This window comes from Pseudomonas sp. GW821-FHT01A09, from assembly GCF_058986725.1.
Genome location: NZ_JBYSWB010000009.1, coordinates 154,126 through 172,443, shown reverse-complemented (window position 1 = coordinate 172,443; position 18,318 = coordinate 154,126). Strand labels below are relative to the sequence as shown.

Annotated in this window: 24 protein-coding genes; 8 read left to right on the top strand and 16 right to left on the bottom strand. The window is 53.8% G+C overall.

Going from position 1 to position 18,318, the window contains the following annotated elements:
* Nucleotides 1–150: 150 nt before the first annotated feature.
* Together AC3WJP_RS13275 and AC3WJP_RS13270 are read right to left on the bottom strand one after the other, a co-directional pair.
* Nucleotides 151–1,923, bottom strand: a complete 1,773-nt coding sequence (locus AC3WJP_RS13275) for an ATP-dependent nuclease (protein WP_493721765.1) — start codon at nucleotides 1,921–1,923, stop codon at nucleotides 151–153.
* A gap of 333 nt (nucleotides 1,924–2,256) precedes the next feature.
* The gene (locus AC3WJP_RS13270; RefSeq protein ID WP_493721764.1) at nucleotides 2,257–2,952 is read right to left on the bottom strand and encodes a hypothetical protein; all 696 of its coding nucleotides are present in this window, start codon (nucleotides 2,950–2,952) and stop codon (nucleotides 2,257–2,259) included.
* Between AC3WJP_RS13270 and AC3WJP_RS13265 the strand changes: the two genes are divergently transcribed.
* Nucleotides 2,946–3,488, top strand: a complete 543-nt coding sequence (locus AC3WJP_RS13265) for a histidine phosphatase family protein (protein ID WP_493721806.1) — start codon at nucleotides 2,946–2,948, stop codon at nucleotides 3,486–3,488. The two genes, AC3WJP_RS13270 and AC3WJP_RS13265, sit on opposite strands and share 7 nt — an antisense overlap.
* A 3-nt stretch (nucleotides 3,489–3,491) precedes the next feature.
* On the opposite strand, the gene AC3WJP_RS13260 is transcribed toward AC3WJP_RS13265, so the two are convergent.
* The 3 genes from AC3WJP_RS13260 to AC3WJP_RS13250 all read right to left on the bottom strand — a co-directional run bounded on the left by AC3WJP_RS13260 (nucleotide 3,492) and on the right by AC3WJP_RS13250 (nucleotide 4,916).
* A complete protein-coding gene (locus AC3WJP_RS13260; protein ID WP_493721763.1) occupies nucleotides 3,492–3,707 on the bottom strand; it encodes a hypothetical protein in 216 nt (71 codons plus the stop codon).
* Nucleotides 3,708–3,907: 200 nt separating this feature from the next.
* Nucleotides 3,908–4,201, bottom strand: a complete 294-nt coding sequence (locus tag AC3WJP_RS13255) for a hypothetical protein (protein WP_493721762.1) — start codon at nucleotides 4,199–4,201, stop codon at nucleotides 3,908–3,910.
* Between the two features lie 157 nt (nucleotides 4,202–4,358).
* Entirely contained in the window at nucleotides 4,359–4,916 is a 558-nt protein-coding gene (locus AC3WJP_RS13250) for a hypothetical protein (protein ID WP_493721761.1), read from the bottom strand.
* Between the two features lie 198 nt (nucleotides 4,917–5,114).
* Here AC3WJP_RS13250 and AC3WJP_RS13245 point away from each other — a divergent pair, with 198 nt between their 5' ends.
* Nucleotides 5,115–5,561, top strand: coding sequence for a helix-turn-helix transcriptional regulator (locus AC3WJP_RS13245; protein WP_493721760.1), 447 nt, complete (start codon nucleotides 5,115–5,117; stop codon nucleotides 5,559–5,561).
* Between the two features lie 7 nt (nucleotides 5,562–5,568).
* Here AC3WJP_RS13245 and AC3WJP_RS13240 read toward each other — a convergent pair whose 3' ends face one another.
* From AC3WJP_RS13240 to AC3WJP_RS13225, 4 genes are all read right to left on the bottom strand, one after another.
* Nucleotides 5,569–5,982, bottom strand: coding sequence for a hypothetical protein (locus AC3WJP_RS13240; protein WP_493721759.1), 414 nt, complete (start codon nucleotides 5,980–5,982; stop codon nucleotides 5,569–5,571).
* A complete protein-coding gene (locus tag AC3WJP_RS13235) occupies nucleotides 5,982–6,485 on the bottom strand; it encodes a hypothetical protein (protein ID WP_493721758.1) in 504 nt (167 codons plus the stop codon). Before AC3WJP_RS13235 ends, AC3WJP_RS13240 begins: the two co-directional genes overlap by 1 nt.
* A gap of 23 nt (nucleotides 6,486–6,508) precedes the next feature.
* A complete protein-coding gene (locus AC3WJP_RS13230) occupies nucleotides 6,509–6,763 on the bottom strand; it encodes a hypothetical protein (RefSeq protein WP_493721757.1) in 255 nt (84 codons plus the stop codon).
* Nucleotides 6,764–7,626: 863 nt separating this feature from the next.
* On the bottom strand, nucleotides 7,627–7,755 hold the full coding sequence (locus AC3WJP_RS13225; protein ID WP_493721756.1) for a DUF2256 domain-containing protein: 129 nt from the start codon (nucleotides 7,753–7,755) through the stop codon (nucleotides 7,627–7,629).
* A gap of 119 nt (nucleotides 7,756–7,874) precedes the next feature.
* Between AC3WJP_RS13225 and AC3WJP_RS13220 the strand changes: the two genes are divergently transcribed.
* Nucleotides 7,875–8,213 (top strand): DUF7693 family protein, encoded by a 339-nt coding sequence (locus tag AC3WJP_RS13220; RefSeq protein ID WP_493721755.1) that lies wholly within the window; start codon nucleotides 7,875–7,877, stop codon nucleotides 8,211–8,213.
* A gap of 473 nt (nucleotides 8,214–8,686) precedes the next feature.
* Nucleotides 8,687–9,193 (top strand): hypothetical protein, encoded by a 507-nt coding sequence (locus tag AC3WJP_RS13215; protein WP_493721754.1) that lies wholly within the window; start codon nucleotides 8,687–8,689, stop codon nucleotides 9,191–9,193.
* 145 nt (nucleotides 9,194–9,338) lie between these two features.
* Here the strand turns inward: AC3WJP_RS13215 and AC3WJP_RS13210 are convergent, their stop codons facing one another.
* The 4 genes from AC3WJP_RS13210 to AC3WJP_RS13195 all read right to left on the bottom strand — a co-directional run bounded on the left by AC3WJP_RS13210 (nucleotide 9,339) and on the right by AC3WJP_RS13195 (nucleotide 11,990).
* Complete coding sequence (locus tag AC3WJP_RS13210) at nucleotides 9,339–9,932, bottom strand: hypothetical protein (protein WP_493721753.1); 594 nt, start codon at nucleotides 9,930–9,932, stop codon at nucleotides 9,339–9,341.
* The gene (locus AC3WJP_RS13205) at nucleotides 9,925–10,833 is read right to left on the bottom strand and encodes a DUF4747 family protein (protein WP_493721752.1); all 909 of its coding nucleotides are present in this window, start codon (nucleotides 10,831–10,833) and stop codon (nucleotides 9,925–9,927) included. The genes AC3WJP_RS13210 and AC3WJP_RS13205 overlap by 8 nt, the downstream gene beginning before the upstream one ends.
* A 166-nt stretch (nucleotides 10,834–10,999) precedes the next feature.
* Nucleotides 11,000–11,476 (bottom strand): hypothetical protein, encoded by a 477-nt coding sequence (locus AC3WJP_RS13200; protein WP_493721751.1) that lies wholly within the window; start codon nucleotides 11,474–11,476, stop codon nucleotides 11,000–11,002.
* A 259-nt stretch (nucleotides 11,477–11,735) separates the two neighbouring features.
* Complete coding sequence (locus AC3WJP_RS13195; protein ID WP_493721750.1) at nucleotides 11,736–11,990, bottom strand: hypothetical protein; 255 nt, start codon at nucleotides 11,988–11,990, stop codon at nucleotides 11,736–11,738.
* A gap of 357 nt (nucleotides 11,991–12,347) precedes the next feature.
* On the opposite strand from AC3WJP_RS13195, the gene AC3WJP_RS13190 reads away from it, so the two are divergent.
* Together AC3WJP_RS13190 and AC3WJP_RS13185 are read left to right on the top strand one after the other, a co-directional pair.
* Nucleotides 12,348–12,809 carry a PA2169 family four-helix-bundle protein gene (locus tag AC3WJP_RS13190; RefSeq protein ID WP_493721749.1) on the top strand — a complete coding sequence of 154 codons (462 nt, stop codon included), beginning with the start codon at nucleotides 12,348–12,350 and terminating at the stop codon, nucleotides 12,807–12,809.
* Between the two features lie 366 nt (nucleotides 12,810–13,175).
* Nucleotides 13,176–14,015 carry a sugar phosphate isomerase/epimerase family protein gene (locus AC3WJP_RS13185; protein ID WP_493721748.1) on the top strand — a complete coding sequence of 280 codons (840 nt, stop codon included), beginning with the start codon at nucleotides 13,176–13,178 and terminating at the stop codon, nucleotides 14,013–14,015.
* 41 nt (nucleotides 14,016–14,056) lie between these two features.
* On the opposite strand, the gene aroD is transcribed toward AC3WJP_RS13185, so the two are convergent.
* Nucleotides 14,057–15,661: a type I 3-dehydroquinate dehydratase gene (gene aroD, locus AC3WJP_RS13180; RefSeq protein ID WP_493721747.1), complete on the bottom strand. Its 1,605-nt coding sequence runs from the start codon at nucleotides 15,659–15,661 to the stop codon at nucleotides 14,057–14,059.
* A 261-nt stretch (nucleotides 15,662–15,922) separates the two neighbouring features.
* On the opposite strand from aroD, the gene AC3WJP_RS13175 reads away from it, so the two are divergent.
* Together AC3WJP_RS13175 and AC3WJP_RS13170 are read left to right on the top strand one after the other, a co-directional pair.
* Nucleotides 15,923–16,420, top strand: a complete 498-nt coding sequence (locus AC3WJP_RS13175; protein WP_493721746.1) for an SRPBCC family protein — start codon at nucleotides 15,923–15,925, stop codon at nucleotides 16,418–16,420.
* Nucleotides 16,421–16,671: 251 nt separating this feature from the next.
* Nucleotides 16,672–17,130, top strand: coding sequence for an Hsp20 family protein (locus AC3WJP_RS13170; RefSeq protein WP_493721745.1), 459 nt, complete (start codon nucleotides 16,672–16,674; stop codon nucleotides 17,128–17,130).
* A gap of 261 nt (nucleotides 17,131–17,391) precedes the next feature.
* Here AC3WJP_RS13170 and AC3WJP_RS13165 read toward each other — a convergent pair whose 3' ends face one another.
* Together AC3WJP_RS13165 and AC3WJP_RS13160 are read right to left on the bottom strand one after the other, a co-directional pair.
* Nucleotides 17,392–17,757 (bottom strand): histone-like nucleoid-structuring protein, MvaT/MvaU family, encoded by a 366-nt coding sequence (locus AC3WJP_RS13165; RefSeq protein ID WP_493721744.1) that lies wholly within the window; start codon nucleotides 17,755–17,757, stop codon nucleotides 17,392–17,394.
* Between the two features lie 38 nt (nucleotides 17,758–17,795).
* Nucleotides 17,796–18,110: an RcnB family protein gene (locus AC3WJP_RS13160; protein WP_493721743.1), complete on the bottom strand. Its 315-nt coding sequence runs from the start codon at nucleotides 18,108–18,110 to the stop codon at nucleotides 17,796–17,798.
* Nucleotides 18,111–18,318 lie beyond the last annotated feature (208 nt).

The window sequence follows — 18,318 nt, the reverse complement described above, 5'->3', positions numbered from 1 at the left end:
CAGTCGGTGCGCGAGCTTTCGAGCGATCATGACCGCCTGCAGGAGCGTTCGCAGTTTCAATATCGACACGAACAATCGCAGGCAGCCTGGCCGTTTCACGTCGTCATCCGCAAACCCGCAGATAGGCTTTTAGAGGTGACGCATGGGCGGTCAGATAGCTCGCATCCAATCAAGGGTGTGCCGGAAAACAGGGTATTCCTGATCAATCGTTTCCGATTGCCAGCCCCGAATATTGTCCTCCTGAGCGATGATGGCTGCTTCTCCCTTGTCCACGATGTTCAGAGCATCCTCGATGCACCCCATTGGCCAGATCCAAGTTGAAAACGTCGCCTTCATGGCCTCATGCGCGGCGTTTGCAAGTGGTTGGCCTTCAGCGTGCCTTGCGAAGGCAGCCCAGCAGTCCGCTGCGGTTCCGTACTGGGATTTCTGAGGCAATCCATTGCCTCCAAGCTGAAAGCCTTCGGCTTGGCCGACAACCTGAAGCGCCGATCTTACGTTATCCATCTCCTCGCACTCCTTCAAAAGCCACGGCCCCCTAGCGTGGGTGAATGCAAAATCCAAGTCAGCGATCACGCCACATTTGATGCCCATCGCCGTCAGTACAGAAAACCCTTTGGGTATAGCGGTGCAGCTCCCGAGGGCAACGAAACAGATTCGGTCGAGATCTGGGCTAACGCCATAGAGCTTTTCGTAGATGAGGGGTAAAAGTCTCTGGTCTGTCTTGCCTTCGCACAGAATTACCTTTTCAGCAAAATAGATCTCCGCAATGTTTCCGAGCTCAAAAAGCGTTCGCGATTGGGATTGAGCCTCTGCTATAGCTTGGGCAACCGCTGTGCCCATAGGAATGCGAACCTCGGAACCGTTTTCACGTGAGCGGCGCACGATCACCGTTTCAGGCGCATTATCCCTACTTACCATCAATGGCGAATGGGTCGTGAACACAACTTGGTAGCCGGATTTTGAAAGCACATGGAGTGCTTCTCTTAGGCCCCTGACACCTTGCGGGTGAAGGAAAATCTCGGGCTCATCAATCAGCAATAGGCGACGGGAAAGGTCTTGATCGCGAGTCTTGCGGATGTCGGCCAAAAGCCGAATCAGGGCCATCTGGATAGCACGCTGAGCACCGCTACCTAAGGTGTCGAACCGTCTGGTTTGGCCAGAAATTTCATCGGTTACATTCAGATCCCCGCTCTTGAAAAACTCCTTCACATCGATTGATGGTACGTCCAGGTTCAGTAGCAACCCAGGGAAGAAGCTTGAGAGAGCGTTGTTGGCACTGGTGTCGAACTGGGCCAGTAACGGGGATCGATTTTCACCATCGGATCCTAGGATGTTTCTGACTGCTGTGAGCGCATCCTGAACCTCTTGGTGGGCTGTCAGGATGGGTGCCATGATTTCATCCAGCAGCCCTCGGATTGTGCTGCCAGCTTTGCCTTTACCTAAGTCCTCCTGGACATCATCCATGGCGCGGATATGCAACGCTTCAGGTAACAATGCCGAAATGGCTTGAGGCAATCCCGTCGGATAGGAGCGCCACGACGTAGGGAGACCTTGCTCATCTATATCAGCAGTACCCCAGACCTCTGTGGTCGGTTTGCTTGAGCCCGAAGCAGAAATCCTTATCCAAAGGTCACCGTTGATGCAGTAAGGGGTAATCGCTGCTTGATGTTTGGCTTCAGGGATTTGCGCAATCAGTTCTTCGGTAATCCCGGATATGCAGGCGCTGATGATAATGGGCTGAGTCGGATCATTCGCGTCTGTCTTTGCAAATGCCTTGGGCGCAAGCACTAATCTGATCGCGTCGAGGATGGTGGATTTTCCTGCGTTATTTTGACCGACCAGAGGGGTGAAATCGCCCAGTGGCAGGGTTACATGCTTGCAAGAGCGGAAGTTCTTGATATGTATTTTGCTCAGGGCGTGCATGAGATGAATTCCTTTTCTACGGTGGGCAGGGCTCCTCAGCGTAGCCGAAAAGTGGCGATGCGCCATAGTCCTGACACCATTGCTCAAGGATGCAGCAGCGCTGTGAGCACATGTCCTCTACCGCGCAAGCGGAGCGCGCCGGCCTAGGATGGGCCAGAGGCTTGAGGATGAACGCCCGGAGGGCCAAAACCTGGCAAAGCCAGGGTTTGGTTTACGACAGCCGTACCCCGAAGGGGGCAAGCCCAAACCCGACTCTGCGTCAGTCGCTATCAAGCTGCGAGACACCAGTGCAGATACTTGGGGCTATTCGGGCTACCGATGTGAGCTGGTTAACTAAAGCTTTGCGGCTACGTACTGCTCTGAGTCGCCCCTGGCCCAATCATCGCTCCAACAAACCGTTTGTGGTTTGCCGCGCTCGTGCCACATCACACCTTCTGACCGTCGCCGTGATGCATCTTCATTGTCACCGCCCGGCCATGCGCTACGTTCCGTCACAAAGATCCACACGCAAGCAAGCCCATCTTCCTTCAGGAATGTCTGGAAAAGCTGCTGATCGATAAACGCGTGTGAGCCATCACCTGGGCTTCTGCCGCAAACGAAGCGAATATCTCCAGAGTTATCCACGTAGACAGCTTCATCCGTAGGGTGCGGCTTCAGGTTGAGCCTCTGGGCCAGCCAAGGCGCTGGTATTAAAGCCTGTGCGCCTTCTGGCATTGAGACGTCCAAGTGAGATTCCCAATAGTGCCGGAAGCACGGATAGGCAACCTCTACTTCACCCAAATCGTAAAAGTCGTAGGTTGACCATTGCTCTTGAGCCCATGTCGAGCGCCATGGAGCCTCCCTGAGATAGCCATCATTGGTTAAATCACGGGAAGTCCAAGAGACCACGTCCAACTTTTGCTTTTTTCGGATGTAATCGAGAAGCTGTTGTTCGTCCTCCTGCCTCACCAACACCGGCAGCAGGAAGCGCCACTGTTGTTGCCTCGAGCCATGCTCCCCGCCTTTCTTCTCCGGGTACTTCACTGTCACAGAACGGTGTTCGTGTAGAGGAATTCACCTATCTAAACCCTGGGCGCGTCTCCGGGACTACCCAAGCTGACCGCAAACCAATGGCTGATGCCTACTGGCAGCTTGGGGATATGGAAAGCATTGATGGCCCAGGCGCGGAATACTTTTCCGATTTGCTGCTCAGGGCGAAGACCATGCTGGATCGGCTGGCCACATCCGAAGCCAATACGGTTTTGGTTTTCAGTCACGGGCAGTTCATCCGCGCAGTCGCGTGGTTTATCCGGTACGGGGAAGACGCCGGCACGTCTGAGAACATGCGCCTGTTCCGTGAGCTCGATGCCAAAGATCCTTTGCCGAATTGTGCGGGCTACGACTTGGAGCTTCGGGATGGCCGTTGGGAAGTGAAACACCAGGTTGGGCAGGATGGTGAGGTGAAGTTTATCGACGAGTTCTGCACGGATCAGGGTGTGGCGCCTATCCCGACGAACGTGATGACGAGAAAGCGGCGCGAGATACTGAATGGCATACGGAGCGCCGAGGACGATTTCACCGAGTGATTTTTAGTGCCGGGTGGGGAACCAGTCGCCCGATGCGGGCGGGTTCTCGACGAAATCTATCGAATTGGTGAGCTCGTACTGGATGTCCGCAAATACTCCTTCGAGATTCGGATGAGTGCCTGATTTCCTAAGCTCAGCTACCAACTGCAAGAGCTCTTTCCCGTGCAGCAATGGCATCTGGATATGGCAGTACACCGTGTCGTCATCGTCCTGAGCCATATGGCCTTCCTGCTTCGTCGAGTTTGGTTTGGGCGCTCCCCTACGGGGCCGGCTGTCGTGAACCAAGCCATCGGCGGGCGCCGCCGTCTTGGCCCAGGGGGCTTCCATCCTAGTGCCTGCGGCCTCGCGGCCTGCGCGCTCCGCTTGCCTTGGAGCAGGGTACCAATGTCGTTATCCAGAAACTCAACCAAGCTCTTGGGTCAGGTAAGCTGATAGCCAAGGCTAACCATGTTCTGAATATCTTGAAGGAGGACAGTCTTATGGGGTTGATCCAGGCAGTTCGGCAACGACTTTTCAAGGACAAGCGACCGGAGTGGGAGATCCAGCGCGAGAGAGAATTCATCCAAGCCGCCAATCGACTCAAGACGCTCCGGGTAACCCCGAGGGGTGGCATGTCCATCGACCCGGAAGAAATTCGCGATCAGATCATCGCCGCTAGGGAAGAGTACAAGCACCTCGCCCGCAAATAACGCGCTTAGCTCGATTGCCATCATGGTCACGCCGGTAACCGACGGTAGGATGTCCTCGGTGAAGGCGTCTAGGCACCCCGCTAACAGCTTTGGCCATTTTGCTTCCCCCCCCACTGCCTATGCATATTCGCCCGACGGTTCCGAAAGAGTAGGCAGTCTTTCAGAGCCGCCCGCCTAGGTCTTACTTGTCCAGTTTGCTGAACCGGCTCGATAGTGTCTGAGGATCTATCACCTGCCAGGCATCAGGATCTGCAGTCATGCTGAGCATTTTCCATGCGCCCCACAGATAAAATCCTGCAGCTAGGCATGCTTCCACGAAAGCGTAATGAGTGATCTGCGATATACCTGTGTGATTACCCATGCCGGTCACAGCGAGAAGAGATGCAGAGACGGGCCATCCGATGACGAAGACCAAGCAAAAAGCCAGAGCCGCGTAAAAGATCATCATTGCGGGTACTGTCCAGCGGTATTTAGTTGCAAAATTACTTTTTCCGCCTTTCTTTTTATAGCCATACAAGACGCCAAAATTCTTTTCTTTTTTATTTGAGTTCTTGCAGATCGTATAGAGAGTGACCTCATCCCCCGAGTTCAGCTCCTCAAAAAAATCAGACTCCATCTGGATGTTTGGCAGCTTGTTGCCATCCACAGTTATCAACGTCTTGTAACCCTTAGTCATACGATCAGTCACTCTGATAGAGTCAATTTTACCCGTGACTTTCGTGCAGTCGAATTTGATCACTACATTCCCTATGAATTTTTAGCTAGCCAAAATTTTATATTGTTACCGAGCATCAGCCTGCGGTCTTTTATGACAAGCGACTCGCCGCTAGTGTGATCGATATTTTGCCCGCCAAAACGGGCATGCCCCACGAGGGGGACTATAGCCCGTGGAGTGGATCATGGCAATGTGACTCTATGCTCGATTTTGGAGCGAGTTATGCTGCCGCACCAGGCACTTGCCGCCGTCATCCGAACCCTACGTGTAATGAAGGGGTTTACTCAGGCTGAGCTACCAGCAGATCGTAAGCACCTATACAAGCTGGAAGCTGGCTTATCTGACATCACCCTTGGCATGCTGGAGCAACTATCCGAAAGTCTCGGGGTAGAGCCTGCCATGCTCGTTATGCTTGTGAGGGCAGTAGAAAAAGGATGCTCAAGCCAGGAAGTGGCCAATTTGGTCGCAGTTCAGCTTCGGGATTTCGAGCATCAGGGTGGCCCAGCGGAATTGACTCGCCAGCTTGATCTGGGAGGCGTCAAAGCAAGAGAAGCGGCTAGATCTGAACGCTCATCTGCGATTCGGGCTTGTAAAGAAAGGGGTCTCACTCAGCGTGAGACAGCAGAGGAGCTAGGCATCTCTAAATCTACGGTGTCTCGAGCATGGTGAGCGTTCATCAGCGCACCTGTGGATGGTGAATGCCACGTACAGATCTGTGCTCTTCTAAATGGCACATCTCAGCCTTCCATTTTCTGAGAAACGTCTCCCAGTCAGTCGCATACGGCCCCTCGACTACGCGAGTAGATCCCATGCTCGCGCACCGAAAACGTTCCCGCCATGGTTGTGGAATCACCGCCTCTCGAACAATCCAGATTCCGGTCGGTAACTCCTCTTCGGGGACGGCGTTGGCAACCTCATCGATGCTTAAGGCTCGACTGCGCAAATGCGAGCTGTCGCTATCATGGGCATCAATGTCATCAAGAACCTCCAGGGTTTCTGCAGCCATAGGATCTCCGGGCGAGAAGCGGGCTAGTTCCCAGAGTGCTTTCCTCCTAGCCATCTCACGCTGGTAGATATTATCAGTGGCCATTACTGCCTTTCCTTGATCTGTGGTTCTGGATCGACGAGTTCGCGGTAGAGCGTGGAGAGCAATCGCGCATCTAGCAAGGCATGGTGCGGAAGCTCAGGGAGGGTCACGTCTCCAATGTCACCAGCTTCAAGGTGCTTGAACAGCTGGATCAGGTTGGTTGGCTTGTTCACGACATGACGAGGCCACAAGTGATCAATGTAAGCCAGCTGACAGAAGAAGTCCCAGTCCCATTCCGGCGCATCAGAGCAAATCTCCAGTGAGCCATCGAGGCCGTTCAAGAAGGTCTTCAGCGCTACCTGAGCATCGATGAGAGAGACCCCGTGAGCTCGCAGGTCGAGCTGCGGGAGGACGTTCCCGATGACGAAGTCACTGCAGTCCTCGACTTGATACGTGTCTGTGAGCTCCACATAGAACTCGTCGTCGGCTTCTGATACCAACGCCAACGAGATCAGCTTGGTGCTTTGGTTTAGCTGAGTGAACTCGCAGTCTAGAAAAAGCTTCATTGCCGGAACCTTTTGGCTTCAAATCACACGTCGAAATCTGCAGAGGTGCCAGTTGCCAGCGGGTGGGTGTCGTAGGCTGCATCAGCTTGGTCGAGCAGGTTCACCAGAGAGGTTTCCGAAATCACGTATAGGTCGGCGGCAGCTGAAATGTAAGCAGTTGCCGCACCATAGCGGAATATCACATTCTGGGCTGTGTCGGCGCTGGTGATGGCGTCGATCCGTAAAAGCGACATTCTTGTAACGAACTCCGTGCTTCCAAGTGTTTCAATCGAGTCCACGGGTGCTCCTTCCGACCAAGCCTTGGGGTGCTAAGAATAGCCTCAGGTTACGGGGCGGTGCATCGCAAAAAACCGCCATCGGCTGAGTCGCTAGAGTTGTTTGGTCAGACTCGGTGATCTGAGCAAAGGGGTAACTGATGGATGAATCACGACGAGTGGAGGGTCGCGTCGATCAGGAAACACACCATCCTGAAATCCTCCTGATCAGTGGATGGCCCGGCGATGGACACAGAAAAGATCATCATCGCGGCAAAAGTGAGACCACATAGGCGCCGGATCAAATGTTAACCGCGCCGGCGGTGAACGTCGAAGGTTCAGCCTCTGATCCTAGGGAGCATGGCTGAATTCGGTTTCGCCGCTACACTCAGCCAACCCTATTTGGTCTGGCCTGCGAAAATGCATGATGATCAGCTTCCTTCAATTCCTGGCAACGTGCCCATTGATGAATGGAAAGCTGCTTGGGCTATCGACCATGACATGCTTCACTGCACTGAGTGCTTGGCGGGTCAGTTCGTCCACTTGTCGAATCACGATTTCACCCACGACCAGGAATGCTCACTGTTCGGGTTTGGGCAGAGGCCATGGGAAGACCTCGCGCGGTTCATAGCTGATTCACGCTACACATGGAGCGAGTGATGCCAATGCCATTGAGCCCTAAATGGACAGATTTATGGGTGCTAGCCGGCGACATGCTGAATTGTGCCGAATGCCGCGCCCCGCAGTTTATGCAGCAGCGCAACATGGATTTCATTCACGTAAAGGGCTGCTCGAGAGAAGGCCCTGGTCAGCGGCCATACATGGAGCTACTCGCGATCCTGCAAGCTGATCAAAAATCGTGGAAGTAGCTAACAACGACGACGGTATCATTTCTGACGTCTACAGCGCTCAGAGCAATACCGAACTTCATCCCAGCACCGAGCCCATTTCTTGCGCCAAGTGAATGGCCTGCCGCAGGTTGAGCAGTCTTTGACAGGTAATTGGCTCTTCTTCATTGATGCCTCCATAGCAAACTACGTTTTGGACTATCAAATGGATCACCATGGCGCTGACCTACAGGAGCCTTCTCTGACGTTGTATGCTTGATCAACGATCCGTTAACTAGGCTTAGGACATGACAGCAGGTACTGAGCCTGAAAGCTCTTCCGGTCGCCTCACGGCAAGGGAAGTATGCCAGGTACTTCGGGAAGTCGTCTTCGAGCGCCTGACAATGACCAAAGTCGGTGGCCAAACTTGGGACAAGGTCTATGCGTGCCACTTTGTCGTCGATGTCGAGGGCTGGCGTATCACTCTGTACAACGATTGTGATGAGCTTGATTACTGCGAAGAGTGCACTAGCCCGGATGGCCGGCGCTGGCGCTTTGATCCTGGTGCTCGATTCGGAACAGACCCGGTCGCGCTGCTGAGCACCTGGGAACACCAGACCCTTGAGCGGCTCCTGAAAGCAGTGTGAGATGGCCGGCTCGGTGCGTGCCCATCCGGGACGGCTGTCGTGAACCAAGCCTCGCCGTGCCGACGAGTCTTGGCCCTCCGGGCTTTCATCCTCACGCCTGGCGCGCTCCGCTTTCCTGCGATACCCCGCATAGCCATTGCTCTCCCATGAAGCCCGGCTCATCTCTGTACCACCTAGGTTGTGGTGACGATTGCCTGTTGGCCATAGAATCCATGGTGTACGACGGGCTGGCCAACACCGACGGCGCGACTACCGACGAATCCGAAATGTGGACACCTGACCAGGCCACCTACGCAAGCTTCGCTGTTAGATGCCGGAATTTAGTTGCAAACAACCAGGCAGAGACTGACATCGAATTCGTGCGTGAACGCTAGGTTGATGGCGTGCCGACCGCACTGGCCGTGGAAGAATTGATCGTCCGCAGACGAGGCCTCAAAGTTGCTTCAGAGTAAGCAGAAAAATGGGAAGGTGGCATGACGACGAACATTTCCGGGCTCAGCGTTGGCGAGCAAATCGCTTACCTGAGAGAGGCGCTGGAACTGCAGGTCATTGTGGTATCAGACGTAGTGCATTGGGCAGATGACCAGATAGGTAGCCAGACGGATCCTGCCTACGAGCTGATAGACCTCGCTCTGAAGACCGGCTCAAACCGGTACGACACTGCAAGTCAGTTACTTCGAGTCGGGATGCCGTCCCTAAGCCGCGCGGAGGTATTGCCCTACGTGCTCGCCGAATCGCACAAGAGGCTCATTGCAGATCCGGCTTTTGGAAAGACCCTAGCGGAAGGCCTGTATCATTCCTGGTTCAAGTTCAACTATGACTTCCCTGAGAATTTGAACCTGTGTGGCTACTTCGAGGATGCTAACGCCCTGGCTGAGAGCGGTGCAGTTGGAAAGATTGACCAGATCGATAGAGAGCTGCTTGAGTTTACTGCCCAGTTTCAAGGCTGTGATCGATTCGGGAGCATGCCTGGCCTATAGCGTTCTGTAATCCGCAAATACCAAGATAGTGGTATTATTGGAGCGATTTTACCAGGCGACGGATTAATACTTTAATAGCTCATTCGTATCTCGGAATATAATAACCAAATATTCCGCCAGTTTTTTTGTGACGGGCTACAGCTAATTATGGTTTAGAATCGCTATCGTCGGCGGCCGCCATAAACTCATCGAACCAGCGGCTGGCTGTAAATATGGCGAAGGTAGCTGCAAGCATGGAAAAAACTGCATACACAAACAACAGGAAGCCAACGAACCAAAGTACCGGTCTTCCAATACTGACAATCTCGTAAAAAATATGCGGCATTCCCGGGACTACAAAAAATGTCGATTTTGCCACCAATGCATAGGCCAAGGCCAAAACTTGCACTACTACGAAATGGACGAATGCCGCTATCATTAACAGAAACGGTGACGGATCTTCATCTGATCCCCCAGCTATTACAGAGCTGAACTTTGAATCCATACCCAGAAACACAGCGAGCCCGGCAAGAGTGAACCCCAACATGGTCGGAACAGCGGATATTACGATATCCCACCATCCTGGTGACACCCAGATATAGAAGCACGCGATACTTAATATCACGGAAAAAAAGAAGTAAAGAGAGGACGCAACTGCTGTGACACCTCCATACAACTTCCAATAGGCTTCCCATAGCCTGAAAGTTTCGCCATAGGATTTTCTCAGCCTTGAAAAGGCCGACGAAACTAGATTAACCATTTAACATGTCCTCTCTCATGGTTCGTGCCGCATCTTCAAGCGCGTCTTGTTGGGTTTGGACGTTAGGGTTATAGGTCACCGGCTCAGCCAGGGGGGTTGCTATCGTGGACTCGGTGACTATTTCTCCGCTCTCATTTCGGCCCCTAACTTCGACCTTACCGTTGGAAGCAGCAATTTTGGCAATGGCCATTAATTCAGTGTCCGGCTTCAGCCCCCCGTCATTCTCTTCTGTGTAAATGACTGTTTGTTTTTTAGCGTTTAGCTTTTGCAATCTTGCTTTAAATTTTGCATCTAGCCCAGACAGATCATCGGGGTTTGGTTTGCTAAGTTCCATCTCGATGCGTGACAACCTAGGCAAAGAAAAGAGTTCCTGCACTGTTCCTATTTGCGGTTCAATAGTAACTGTCAGCCGTCCCGAATTAGCCAGCTTCGAGTGCTCTGATACTCGCTCGAAAAACTTTTTGAGCATCAAAGCGGAAAGCGAGTCAGATCCAGACTTAGAAATGAAAAACAGGCGATGCCCTTTTGGGAAAAATACAAATGAGTATTTTTTGAAGTGCGGCTTAAGGTTTTCAGGGATTTTCACTGAGCCAACTTCGTTCCGTGTGGCGGCAGTCATTGCCTCGATATTGAACCAGTCAGCGGTTGCGTCAAGATTGAGGTACTTATAGAACTCACCAACATAGACGTCGTCCCTTTGGCCTTTGATAAAAGACCCTACTAACAGAACATCATCCCCTCTTACCTTTACAGCCAGCCCTTCTTTTTTCAGGGTTGTCAGATAATCTACATATGCATTGGCCTTATGGGGATGGAGTACGATATTTATGCAGCCAACGTAAAAGCGCTTATCTCTTTCGTAGCCATGCCCGCTTTCTACTACGTATTTATCCTTTGCCATCGCGCCATGATCCTTATGTTTGATTCTCAGGAAGCATGTCAGATCTAATGACTAATTGCACCACTCACGATGCAAAGCGCTTAGGCACAGCTTGTCTCCGTAGCAGTCATCCTGCCCGACGAAGGCTCAGATGCAAATCCGCTCAACGCTGCTCTCAGCTGTCGATTCAGAAACTCAGATTCAGAGCCAGATATCGGATGGTGGCAGCTTTGAGTTCGTTCGCGTCAGCAAGCGCCCGGTGTCTGCACACGGAGGATAATGATCGGTAGATATGTCCAGCCGCATACCGCCCAACGAAGCTCTCCAATGGCAACAAGGCAAATGAAGGATCTACCCCCGCAGCTTCGTAAAGCGTGTCTAGCCAGAAGCAATCCTGCGGTGAGCCAGAGCAAAGCGTAACGCCTTCGAATCGTGCGTTCAGCTCAGCAGCAATCAGACTCGGCTCCAAGCCGTCAGCCAGCAATGTCTCTCTTGAGATCCCATGCATGTCTTGTGCATCGAATGACCAATGAGTCCAGTAATAAACCGGACGGATCAATGCCTGGTACTCGAAGTCGGTGGACACGACGGCGATCTCGATGGGGTAGCTGTCTGGAGCGATTCCAGACGCCTCGAAATCGACAAACCACTTCGGACATTCCAACTGCTTTGGCCTCCGAATCAGTCGACGTCACCTGGGACGACGAGGCGTAACGGAGTGGGAAAGCGTGCGGCCACCTGATGCGGTGCTGCGCGCCCTTGAGATGAGCTAGATCCAGTCTTCTTCGCGAATACGCATGGGGTACACCTCGAGTTGGTTTACACCTCAAGCTAGCTCATATGCCATGCGTGGTCAACGGAGCGATAGAGCTGGCTGATCGCGAGCAGGTTGAACTCACCAAGCGCGGCTATCGCTCGCGAAGTCATTCACCGCGCCAGGCAACGATCCCGGAAGTCACAGTGAGCTCTGCGATCCCCTGCGCGATAAATTCAGCATTCTGATTCAGGGTATCGAGCGCTCCATTGATGTTGCCCGCGATGTCCTCTGAGCCACGTTGGCGTATCCACAATGAGACCTCTTCCAGGGCGGCTTGGAGCGCCATCTGATTAGTGTCCAGCTTGGATATTAGCTGAGTAATGAGCTGTACTTGGGTCATCAGGTGGGCATCCAAAAACATTGGCAAGCGCTCAGTATGGCTAACTGAGCGTGGTTTACCCGTCACTCAATAAATTGATTACGCCCTGCCAACCCCGCAAAAACAATTTGCAGGCAAGCCGCCGCGAGCAGCATCCACATTGATACCTGCCAGGTGCCGAAGAGTCCGTGGAGCCATTCCGCCAGAATTGGGGCAATTGACCCGAGCCCTACTCGCAGTTACACATGATCGCATCAGCGGTCATCCCCGTGCGCACGCCTCACGAAAACTTTGAACCATCGTCCTCATTCGCTTACCCAACCAGAGCGGGTGCACTGAGCGCCACGCATTGGCTGCCTCCTGGGCCTGAGCCAGGCCGTCCACTACGAGATTATGAAAATGACCGACGTTCATAAAGAAACCATCAAGGTACTGAATGACCTCATCGAGACCTCGAAAGATGGTGAGGCTGGCTTCAAAGATTTGGCTGAACATACCAAGAACGAGCATCTGCGTTCGGTGTTCACGAGCCGAGCCGCTGATACAGCTAGTGCCGCCGCTGAACTGCAGGGCCTGGTACGTAACCTCGGCGGTGACCCGGAGACCACCACCAGCGTGAGCGGCGATCTGCACCGCCGCTGGGTCGATCTGAAGTCAGCAGTGACTGGGAAGGACGATGCTGCACTTCTGAATGAAGCCGAGCGAGGTGAAGATGTGGCCAAGAAGAGCTACAGCAAGGCTCTGGAAAATAAAGATCTGACAGCGGATATCCGTGCGGTGGTGCAGAAGCAATACGAAGGCGTGCTGCGTAACCACGACCAGATCAAAGCGCTACGTGACCAGGCGCGCGCTCAGAAGTGAGTGAACGGCCCAGGCGCCATTTGGTTGCTTGGGCCAGTCTTCTGATGCCCCATTTCATACCTGATGATCCTACCCACAGTTGCTGAACGGTATATCTCCTTTCCGACTCGCTCCTTCGATCCAGACCTCAGCAAGCACCTCGCGGCTAGCTAACGATACGCTCGCATCCCCCCTCAGCCGAACAAGGCCTATCGCTCCTCAGCAAAGGCTCACATCCCGGTAATGGTTCCTGAACTTCCTATCAGCGATCCGACGCGTTGCAACCCTCGCGTACGTTAGAAATAGCCCAACAAATTTAATACACCTGAACCAACGTGCGGGCCATAGCTACTAATCGCTAGATCCCGATAGAAGATAGGAATGCTCATGCAGAATTTAGCGATCAGCCAAATCACCACTGCTCCGCTGACCATCATCGAAGACCTCGAGCTCTGCCATCGGCTTGGATGTCCGATGGAGATAGCGGAGAAGAAACTCTCTAAAGACCAATCCGAGGCTCACGATCAGCTTGCGATGATCCGGGAGAGTTCAGTCCGCATCACCTCTATACAGCCGCGCAACCTCACAATCTTCCCCTCGGCATCCGCACCTGAACCCTGCGACCCTGAGCAGCGATTGGCAGAACTCATCACGTCTGTGGAGCTTTTCGCCCCATTCTTTCCTGGGCTGGCGTTGATCACTAACACCGGAGCAGAAGACGGCAACGAGGGGAAGGTCTGGGATGAGTGCATTAGGCACTACCAAACCCTTGCAGCACACGCCGCAGGGCTAAGCATGCGCATCGCGCTTGAAGCGCTTGGCCCCTCGCTGATGAATCAGAACTCGATCCTATTCACCTATGGGCAAGCACAAGAAATGGCAACTGCGGTTGATCACCTAAATTTTGGCGTTTGTCTCGATATCTATAACAGCTGGCAGGACGCCAATCTGACGGAGAGCATCACGTCAAACCCGCCGCCTTTTATCGTTCAGATAGCTGACTGGCGCCGGCCTCACTCGTTACACGACCGTCTGGCCTTGGGCGACGGCAAGATCCCTCTAGCGGCAATCCTGCAGGCCATTGTCAACACCGGCTACAGCGACGACTTTGTCTTGGAGATATTCTCGCAAGGGGTGCCGGACTCACTCTGGCAAGACAAAGCCACCATCACAAACGCGATCCAGCGAAGCGTACAAAGCTTTCAGGAGCTGAGTGCCGAGCGATAGAAGCTGGTATGCCCTCGAGATACGCAGATAAAGTGCCTGAACTATCTGCGGACACCCTGATCGATAATTTGCAGCACCTGCTTCACTGATTTAGCACCGAGCTGCCCCGGGGCTGATGGTGACCCTACGCTGGCATACGTTAAGGCCGACCCGGTTAGCTCTCCCACCAGTCTGGTGGGGATGCCAAGTGGCCCCATGGCCATTGTCAGCAAAGGCTTTCGGGCATGGAGGGTCTTCATTTGGACGCTGGCGGACATGAGCGTTATCACGTCGGTAGGCGATTGAGGCATGGTCGCGATCTTCAAGATATCAGCCCCCAGCAGTTGCTGGCGTAGAAGCCGGCCCATGATCACATCCTGGCTGGGAGTGACCTTGAACTCATGGTTAGAGAGGATGACGGCTACCCCTTTTCGCCGCGCGATGCTGATGACATCAACGATCTGCGACTCCGGCTTCATCATCTCGATATCGATGAGATCGGCTGAACCGCCACGAAGTATTGCGCGGTAGAGATCGAAGTAATCCATCTCCGCCAACTCACGCTTCCCGCCCTCGGTCTTGCTGCGGAAGGTGACGAGCAATGGCTTGCCCATCAGGGCGTTAGATACCTGACTGACCAGTCCAACGATCTCGGCATTTGAAAGCTCCGGATGCAGGTAATCCAGGCGAAACTCAGCCATATCAACGTCTGCTGACTCTCGAATTGCTTCCGCCTGGTCGCTTACTTCATCGCGCGTCCTGCCGGTGATCGAGGCCACGACCTTTGGAGCTCCAGTACCAATTTCCAGGCCCTTGATTCGGAGGACATCAACAGTTTGTGGATCCGTATCTTCACTACGATCTCGATATGAGCGCCACTGCACAACGCTCGCCCGGATTTCGTGATCTAGCGCCGCGCAGTCCATTTCGGAGCTGGGCGGAGTGCTCGGGGTAAGGTGGGACAGCACGGGCTCAATGGCTATCTCACCTTTGAACCCGCTGCTCAGGAGGACATCGTGCTGAGCCTTGAAATCAATGTGGCCACTTCCGACTCCTCCGCGTCCTGAGTCAGAAATATGATAGATGGCGAGGCTGTCGATGTTGTCCCTCAAGGCATCAAGGGGGCATCGCTCATCGATGTTCATATGGAAGCTGTCGAGGATCATGCCCATGTTTTGGCCGCCGATTTCTCGCATCAGATCGCGACATTCTGCAGCGGTATGAATCAACGGGACTTCGTAGTGGTTGCAGACCTCGTAGAGCGTCCTGACACCGCGATCCTGAGCATAGGCGTCAACGGCTTTGCAGCAGGAAACCAAGCGTTTTCGGGCTGCATCCTTGTTTTGGCAATTGCGCGTCCACAGCGAGAGGCCGTGCAACGTCACCTGTTCTGAACCGGCCTCGACGGCAAAGTCGACAACCTTTTTGTAAAACTCGATGGCACCGGCTTCGGAAGCCTCCGATGGGCTTGTTGGGGCCGCATTAATGGGGTCAATTGCAATGATCTTCAGCCCGGCAGCCTTTGCCTGATCTCGCAAATCTTGAGGTTTTACGTCTCTATGATCACCAGCGTATTGAATACCGTCCAGGCCAAGCTCAATCGCCTTTTTGGTCACCTCAACTGCGTCGGTGATGCCCAATGTCCATGTGACCACGCTGATACCCATAGAGACCTCCGGTAGCGAACATACTGATCTAGACGCCTGGAACTGGCGCATGGGTCTTCGAGACCCATAGAGCTCGAGGGGTTCCATCCGAAGCAACGACGACTACGGCTATGCTCGAAGCCATTGCCCATCAGTGAAGCTGGCTCTATAGGTGTCACACGCCTTACGAAAAACAGTGCCCTTCAACCACCTTGATGAGTCGTGAGAACTTTGACCTTTAGCGCCCCGTCTAATAACGAAATCGAACAAAGGAATGAGCTCGTGTCGTCCATCAATTTCGCTGCGGTTATCGGTGCAGACCCCTTTGAGGTATGGCATCAACTACGACAGTTTGGCGCCATCGACAAGTGGCATCCAGACGTCAGGGACTGTGTGATCCAAGGCGGTAAGCTGTCCGGCGACGGGGGCTCTCTTCGAACACTCAATCTACGTAACGGTGAGGTGGTGCATGAGCGCCTCCTAGCCATCGATAACAATAAGATGGCCATGAGCTATGGATTAAGCAGCCCAAGGCTTTTGGTAGAGAATTTCTTTGCTCACCTTCAGATCATCCCTGCAGCAGATGGCATGAATAGCGCCGTCACCTGGAAGGCACGCTTTGATGTCTGTGATCCGAAGGCGATGGTGAATTACGAGTCCGCCATCGGAGAGTTCATCCTCAATGGCATCCAAGGGTTAGCCGACCATTTGGGGGCCACGGTGCAGTTCGCGACGGATTCACGACCGCAAATCGCTAGAGCGAAATGCACGACCACATAGAGTGAGGCGATGAGCGCAAATTCGCCTGCGCAGAGGTTCATTTGCGGTAGCAGCTTTTAGCGAACGCTGGTTGTTCAAGTCCACCGTGGCGACTGCTTCATATGCCGCCCAAGTAGGGCGCGGCCGTCTTGTTGAAAAAAATTTCCAACCGATCTCTTGAAAACGCTTTTCCTCGCTCCTAGATATTTTTCACGCGATGCCGAAGTCGGGTCGCGTGTTAATCACTTGGAGAAACCTCAGGAGATTTTGCAATGGCTACTACTCTCTCGCTAGCCCCACTCTTCCGTCAGTCTGTGGGCTTTGATCGTTTCAACGACTTGTTCGAATCGGCGCTCCGTAGCGAGGCCGGGAATACCTATCCGCCACACAACGTTGAGAAGCATGGCGATGATGAATATCGCATCGTTATCGCCGCCGCTGGCTTGACCGAAGCGGACATGGACATTCAAGTCGAGAAAGGCGTTCTTACGGTCGCCGGCGGCAAGCGCGAAACAGATGGCGAGGTAACCTACCTGCACCAAGGCATCGCCCAGCGGGCCTTCCGATTGTCGTTCCGCTTGGCCGACCACATCGAAGTCCAAGGTGCTTCTCTGAGCAACGGCCTTCTCAGTGTGAACCTGCTTCGGGTAGTACCCGAGGAAGCCAAGCCTCGGCGCATCGAGATTGGCGGCACTGGCAAGCCTGATCTCAAAGCAGTCGGCATGCAGTAAGTAATGAGGGGCGCCTGCAGGGCGCCCCTTCTATCTGCGGAGTCGACGCCGCATGCTCAAACGAAAAGGCGGATGCCCATTCCAGATGGACATCCGCCTGATCGCGCATATTTGACACAGGCTCTTCTAGAGCCAGTCCTCTTCGCGAAAATTCATATTGGCACCCCCTGATCGGAATGGGCCCTGGACGGGCGATACCCTGAAGCTAGCGCACGTTTTCTGTCCGGTCAACGGATGGGGCACGACCTAGTGACGACCGGCCTACGACCTCTTCACCCAGCTCTCCACTTCTTCGTGGCCAAACTGAGCTTTCCAAGCCCCCAGCAGCTTATTGTTTCCGCCCTTGCTTTCAACGATTTCACCCGTCAAAGGATTGCGGTAGACCTTCACCTGGCGCGTACGCCGCACTAGCTCTTGGGCCGCCGCCGTATCGGTCTTACCGACCGTGCGGTCTAGCAGAGAAACAACGTCGCCCAGTTGTTTCTGGTACTTGGCCAGGAGGTCATGCAGCTTCGTTTCAAACTCAATTTCCGCCTCGAGTCCGGGATCACCTTTCAGAACCTCAAGACGGCTTTGGTGCTGTGCTATTTGCTGCTCGAGCTGGCGGTATTCTGAGATACGGGACATGGTGCCTCCTTAAAGCGCGGCCGAGTCGGCGGCTGCCGTCACTTCTGAACCGAGGACTTCAGGATCAGCGTCTTGGCCGTCCCATTGGGGATGTTCACCAGTACGTACTTATCTTGGATCTCTACCCACTGCGAGTTTTCATCTGGGGCTGTCAGATGGCGCTTCTGCCAGTCTTTGAGCGCCATAGCCTCGCGCTTGTACTCATCCGGCACCTTGTCCCCCTCCTTGATCTCAACCATTCCAGCACCGGGTCGGTCGAGGTTTACGCTGGGCTCGTCTGCGGAGAACGCGGGAATACTAAAGATGCATAGGGATGCGATTAGAAGACGTGGAAGCAGGTTATTGTAGGTCATGGTGAGCTCCTTCGTTCCGTTGCCGCCAGCCTCGGGATTGGATGGCGGAGGATGCATAGCGGCAGTTATTTTTCCTCTTCACTATTTCCCTGCTGCATCTGCACCGACGCTTTACTGCTATCCGTGTTTGCTTTGGTCTTGTTGTCATCATTCTGGAAGCAACCTTGCAGCGCGAAGAGGCAGCAGAGGGTCACGCACGCGTATAAAG

What these genes read in the sequence shown, in the direction of transcription:
- AC3WJP_RS13275 (WP_493721765.1), bottom strand. Translation starts at nt 1,923, where the DNA reads ATGCACGCCCTGAGCAAAATACATATCAAGAACTTCCGCTCTTGCAAG.
- AC3WJP_RS13260 (WP_493721763.1), bottom strand. Translation starts at nt 3,707, where the DNA reads ATGGCTCAGGACGATGACGACACGGTGTACTGCCATATCCAGATGCCA.
- AC3WJP_RS13255 (WP_493721762.1), bottom strand. Translation starts at nt 4,201, where the DNA reads ATGATGGCAATCGAGCTAAGCGCGTTATTTGCGGGCGAGGTGCTTGTA.
- AC3WJP_RS13245 (WP_493721760.1), top strand. Translation starts at nt 5,115, where the DNA reads ATGCTGCCGCACCAGGCACTTGCCGCCGTCATCCGAACCCTACGTGTA.
- AC3WJP_RS13240 (WP_493721759.1), bottom strand. Translation starts at nt 5,982, where the DNA reads ATGGCCACTGATAATATCTACCAGCGTGAGATGGCTAGGAGGAAAGCA.
- AC3WJP_RS13235 (WP_493721758.1), bottom strand. Translation starts at nt 6,485, where the DNA reads ATGAAGCTTTTTCTAGACTGCGAGTTCACTCAGCTAAACCAAAGCACC.
- AC3WJP_RS13225 (WP_493721756.1), bottom strand. Translation starts at nt 7,755, where the DNA reads ATGAAGAAGAGCCAATTACCTGTCAAAGACTGCTCAACCTGCGGCAGG.
- AC3WJP_RS13220 (WP_493721755.1), top strand. Translation starts at nt 7,875, where the DNA reads ATGACAGCAGGTACTGAGCCTGAAAGCTCTTCCGGTCGCCTCACGGCA.
- AC3WJP_RS13215 (WP_493721754.1), top strand. Translation starts at nt 8,687, where the DNA reads ATGACGACGAACATTTCCGGGCTCAGCGTTGGCGAGCAAATCGCTTAC.
- AC3WJP_RS13210 (WP_493721753.1), bottom strand. Translation starts at nt 9,932, where the DNA reads ATGGTTAATCTAGTTTCGTCGGCCTTTTCAAGGCTGAGAAAATCCTAT.
- AC3WJP_RS13205 (WP_493721752.1), bottom strand. Translation starts at nt 10,833, where the DNA reads ATGGCAAAGGATAAATACGTAGTAGAAAGCGGGCATGGCTACGAAAGA.
- AC3WJP_RS13195 (WP_493721750.1), bottom strand. Translation starts at nt 11,990, where the DNA reads ATGTTTTTGGATGCCCACCTGATGACCCAAGTACAGCTCATTACTCAG.
- AC3WJP_RS13190 (WP_493721749.1), top strand. Translation starts at nt 12,348, where the DNA reads ATGACCGACGTTCATAAAGAAACCATCAAGGTACTGAATGACCTCATC.
- AC3WJP_RS13185 (WP_493721748.1), top strand. Translation starts at nt 13,176, where the DNA reads ATGCAGAATTTAGCGATCAGCCAAATCACCACTGCTCCGCTGACCATC.
- aroD (WP_493721747.1), bottom strand. Translation starts at nt 15,661, where the DNA reads ATGGGTATCAGCGTGGTCACATGGACATTGGGCATCACCGACGCAGTT.
- AC3WJP_RS13170 (WP_493721745.1), top strand. Translation starts at nt 16,672, where the DNA reads ATGGCTACTACTCTCTCGCTAGCCCCACTCTTCCGTCAGTCTGTGGGC.
- AC3WJP_RS13165 (WP_493721744.1), bottom strand. Translation starts at nt 17,757, where the DNA reads ATGTCCCGTATCTCAGAATACCGCCAGCTCGAGCAGCAAATAGCACAG.
- AC3WJP_RS13160 (WP_493721743.1), bottom strand. Translation starts at nt 18,110, where the DNA reads ATGACCTACAATAACCTGCTTCCACGTCTTCTAATCGCATCCCTATGC.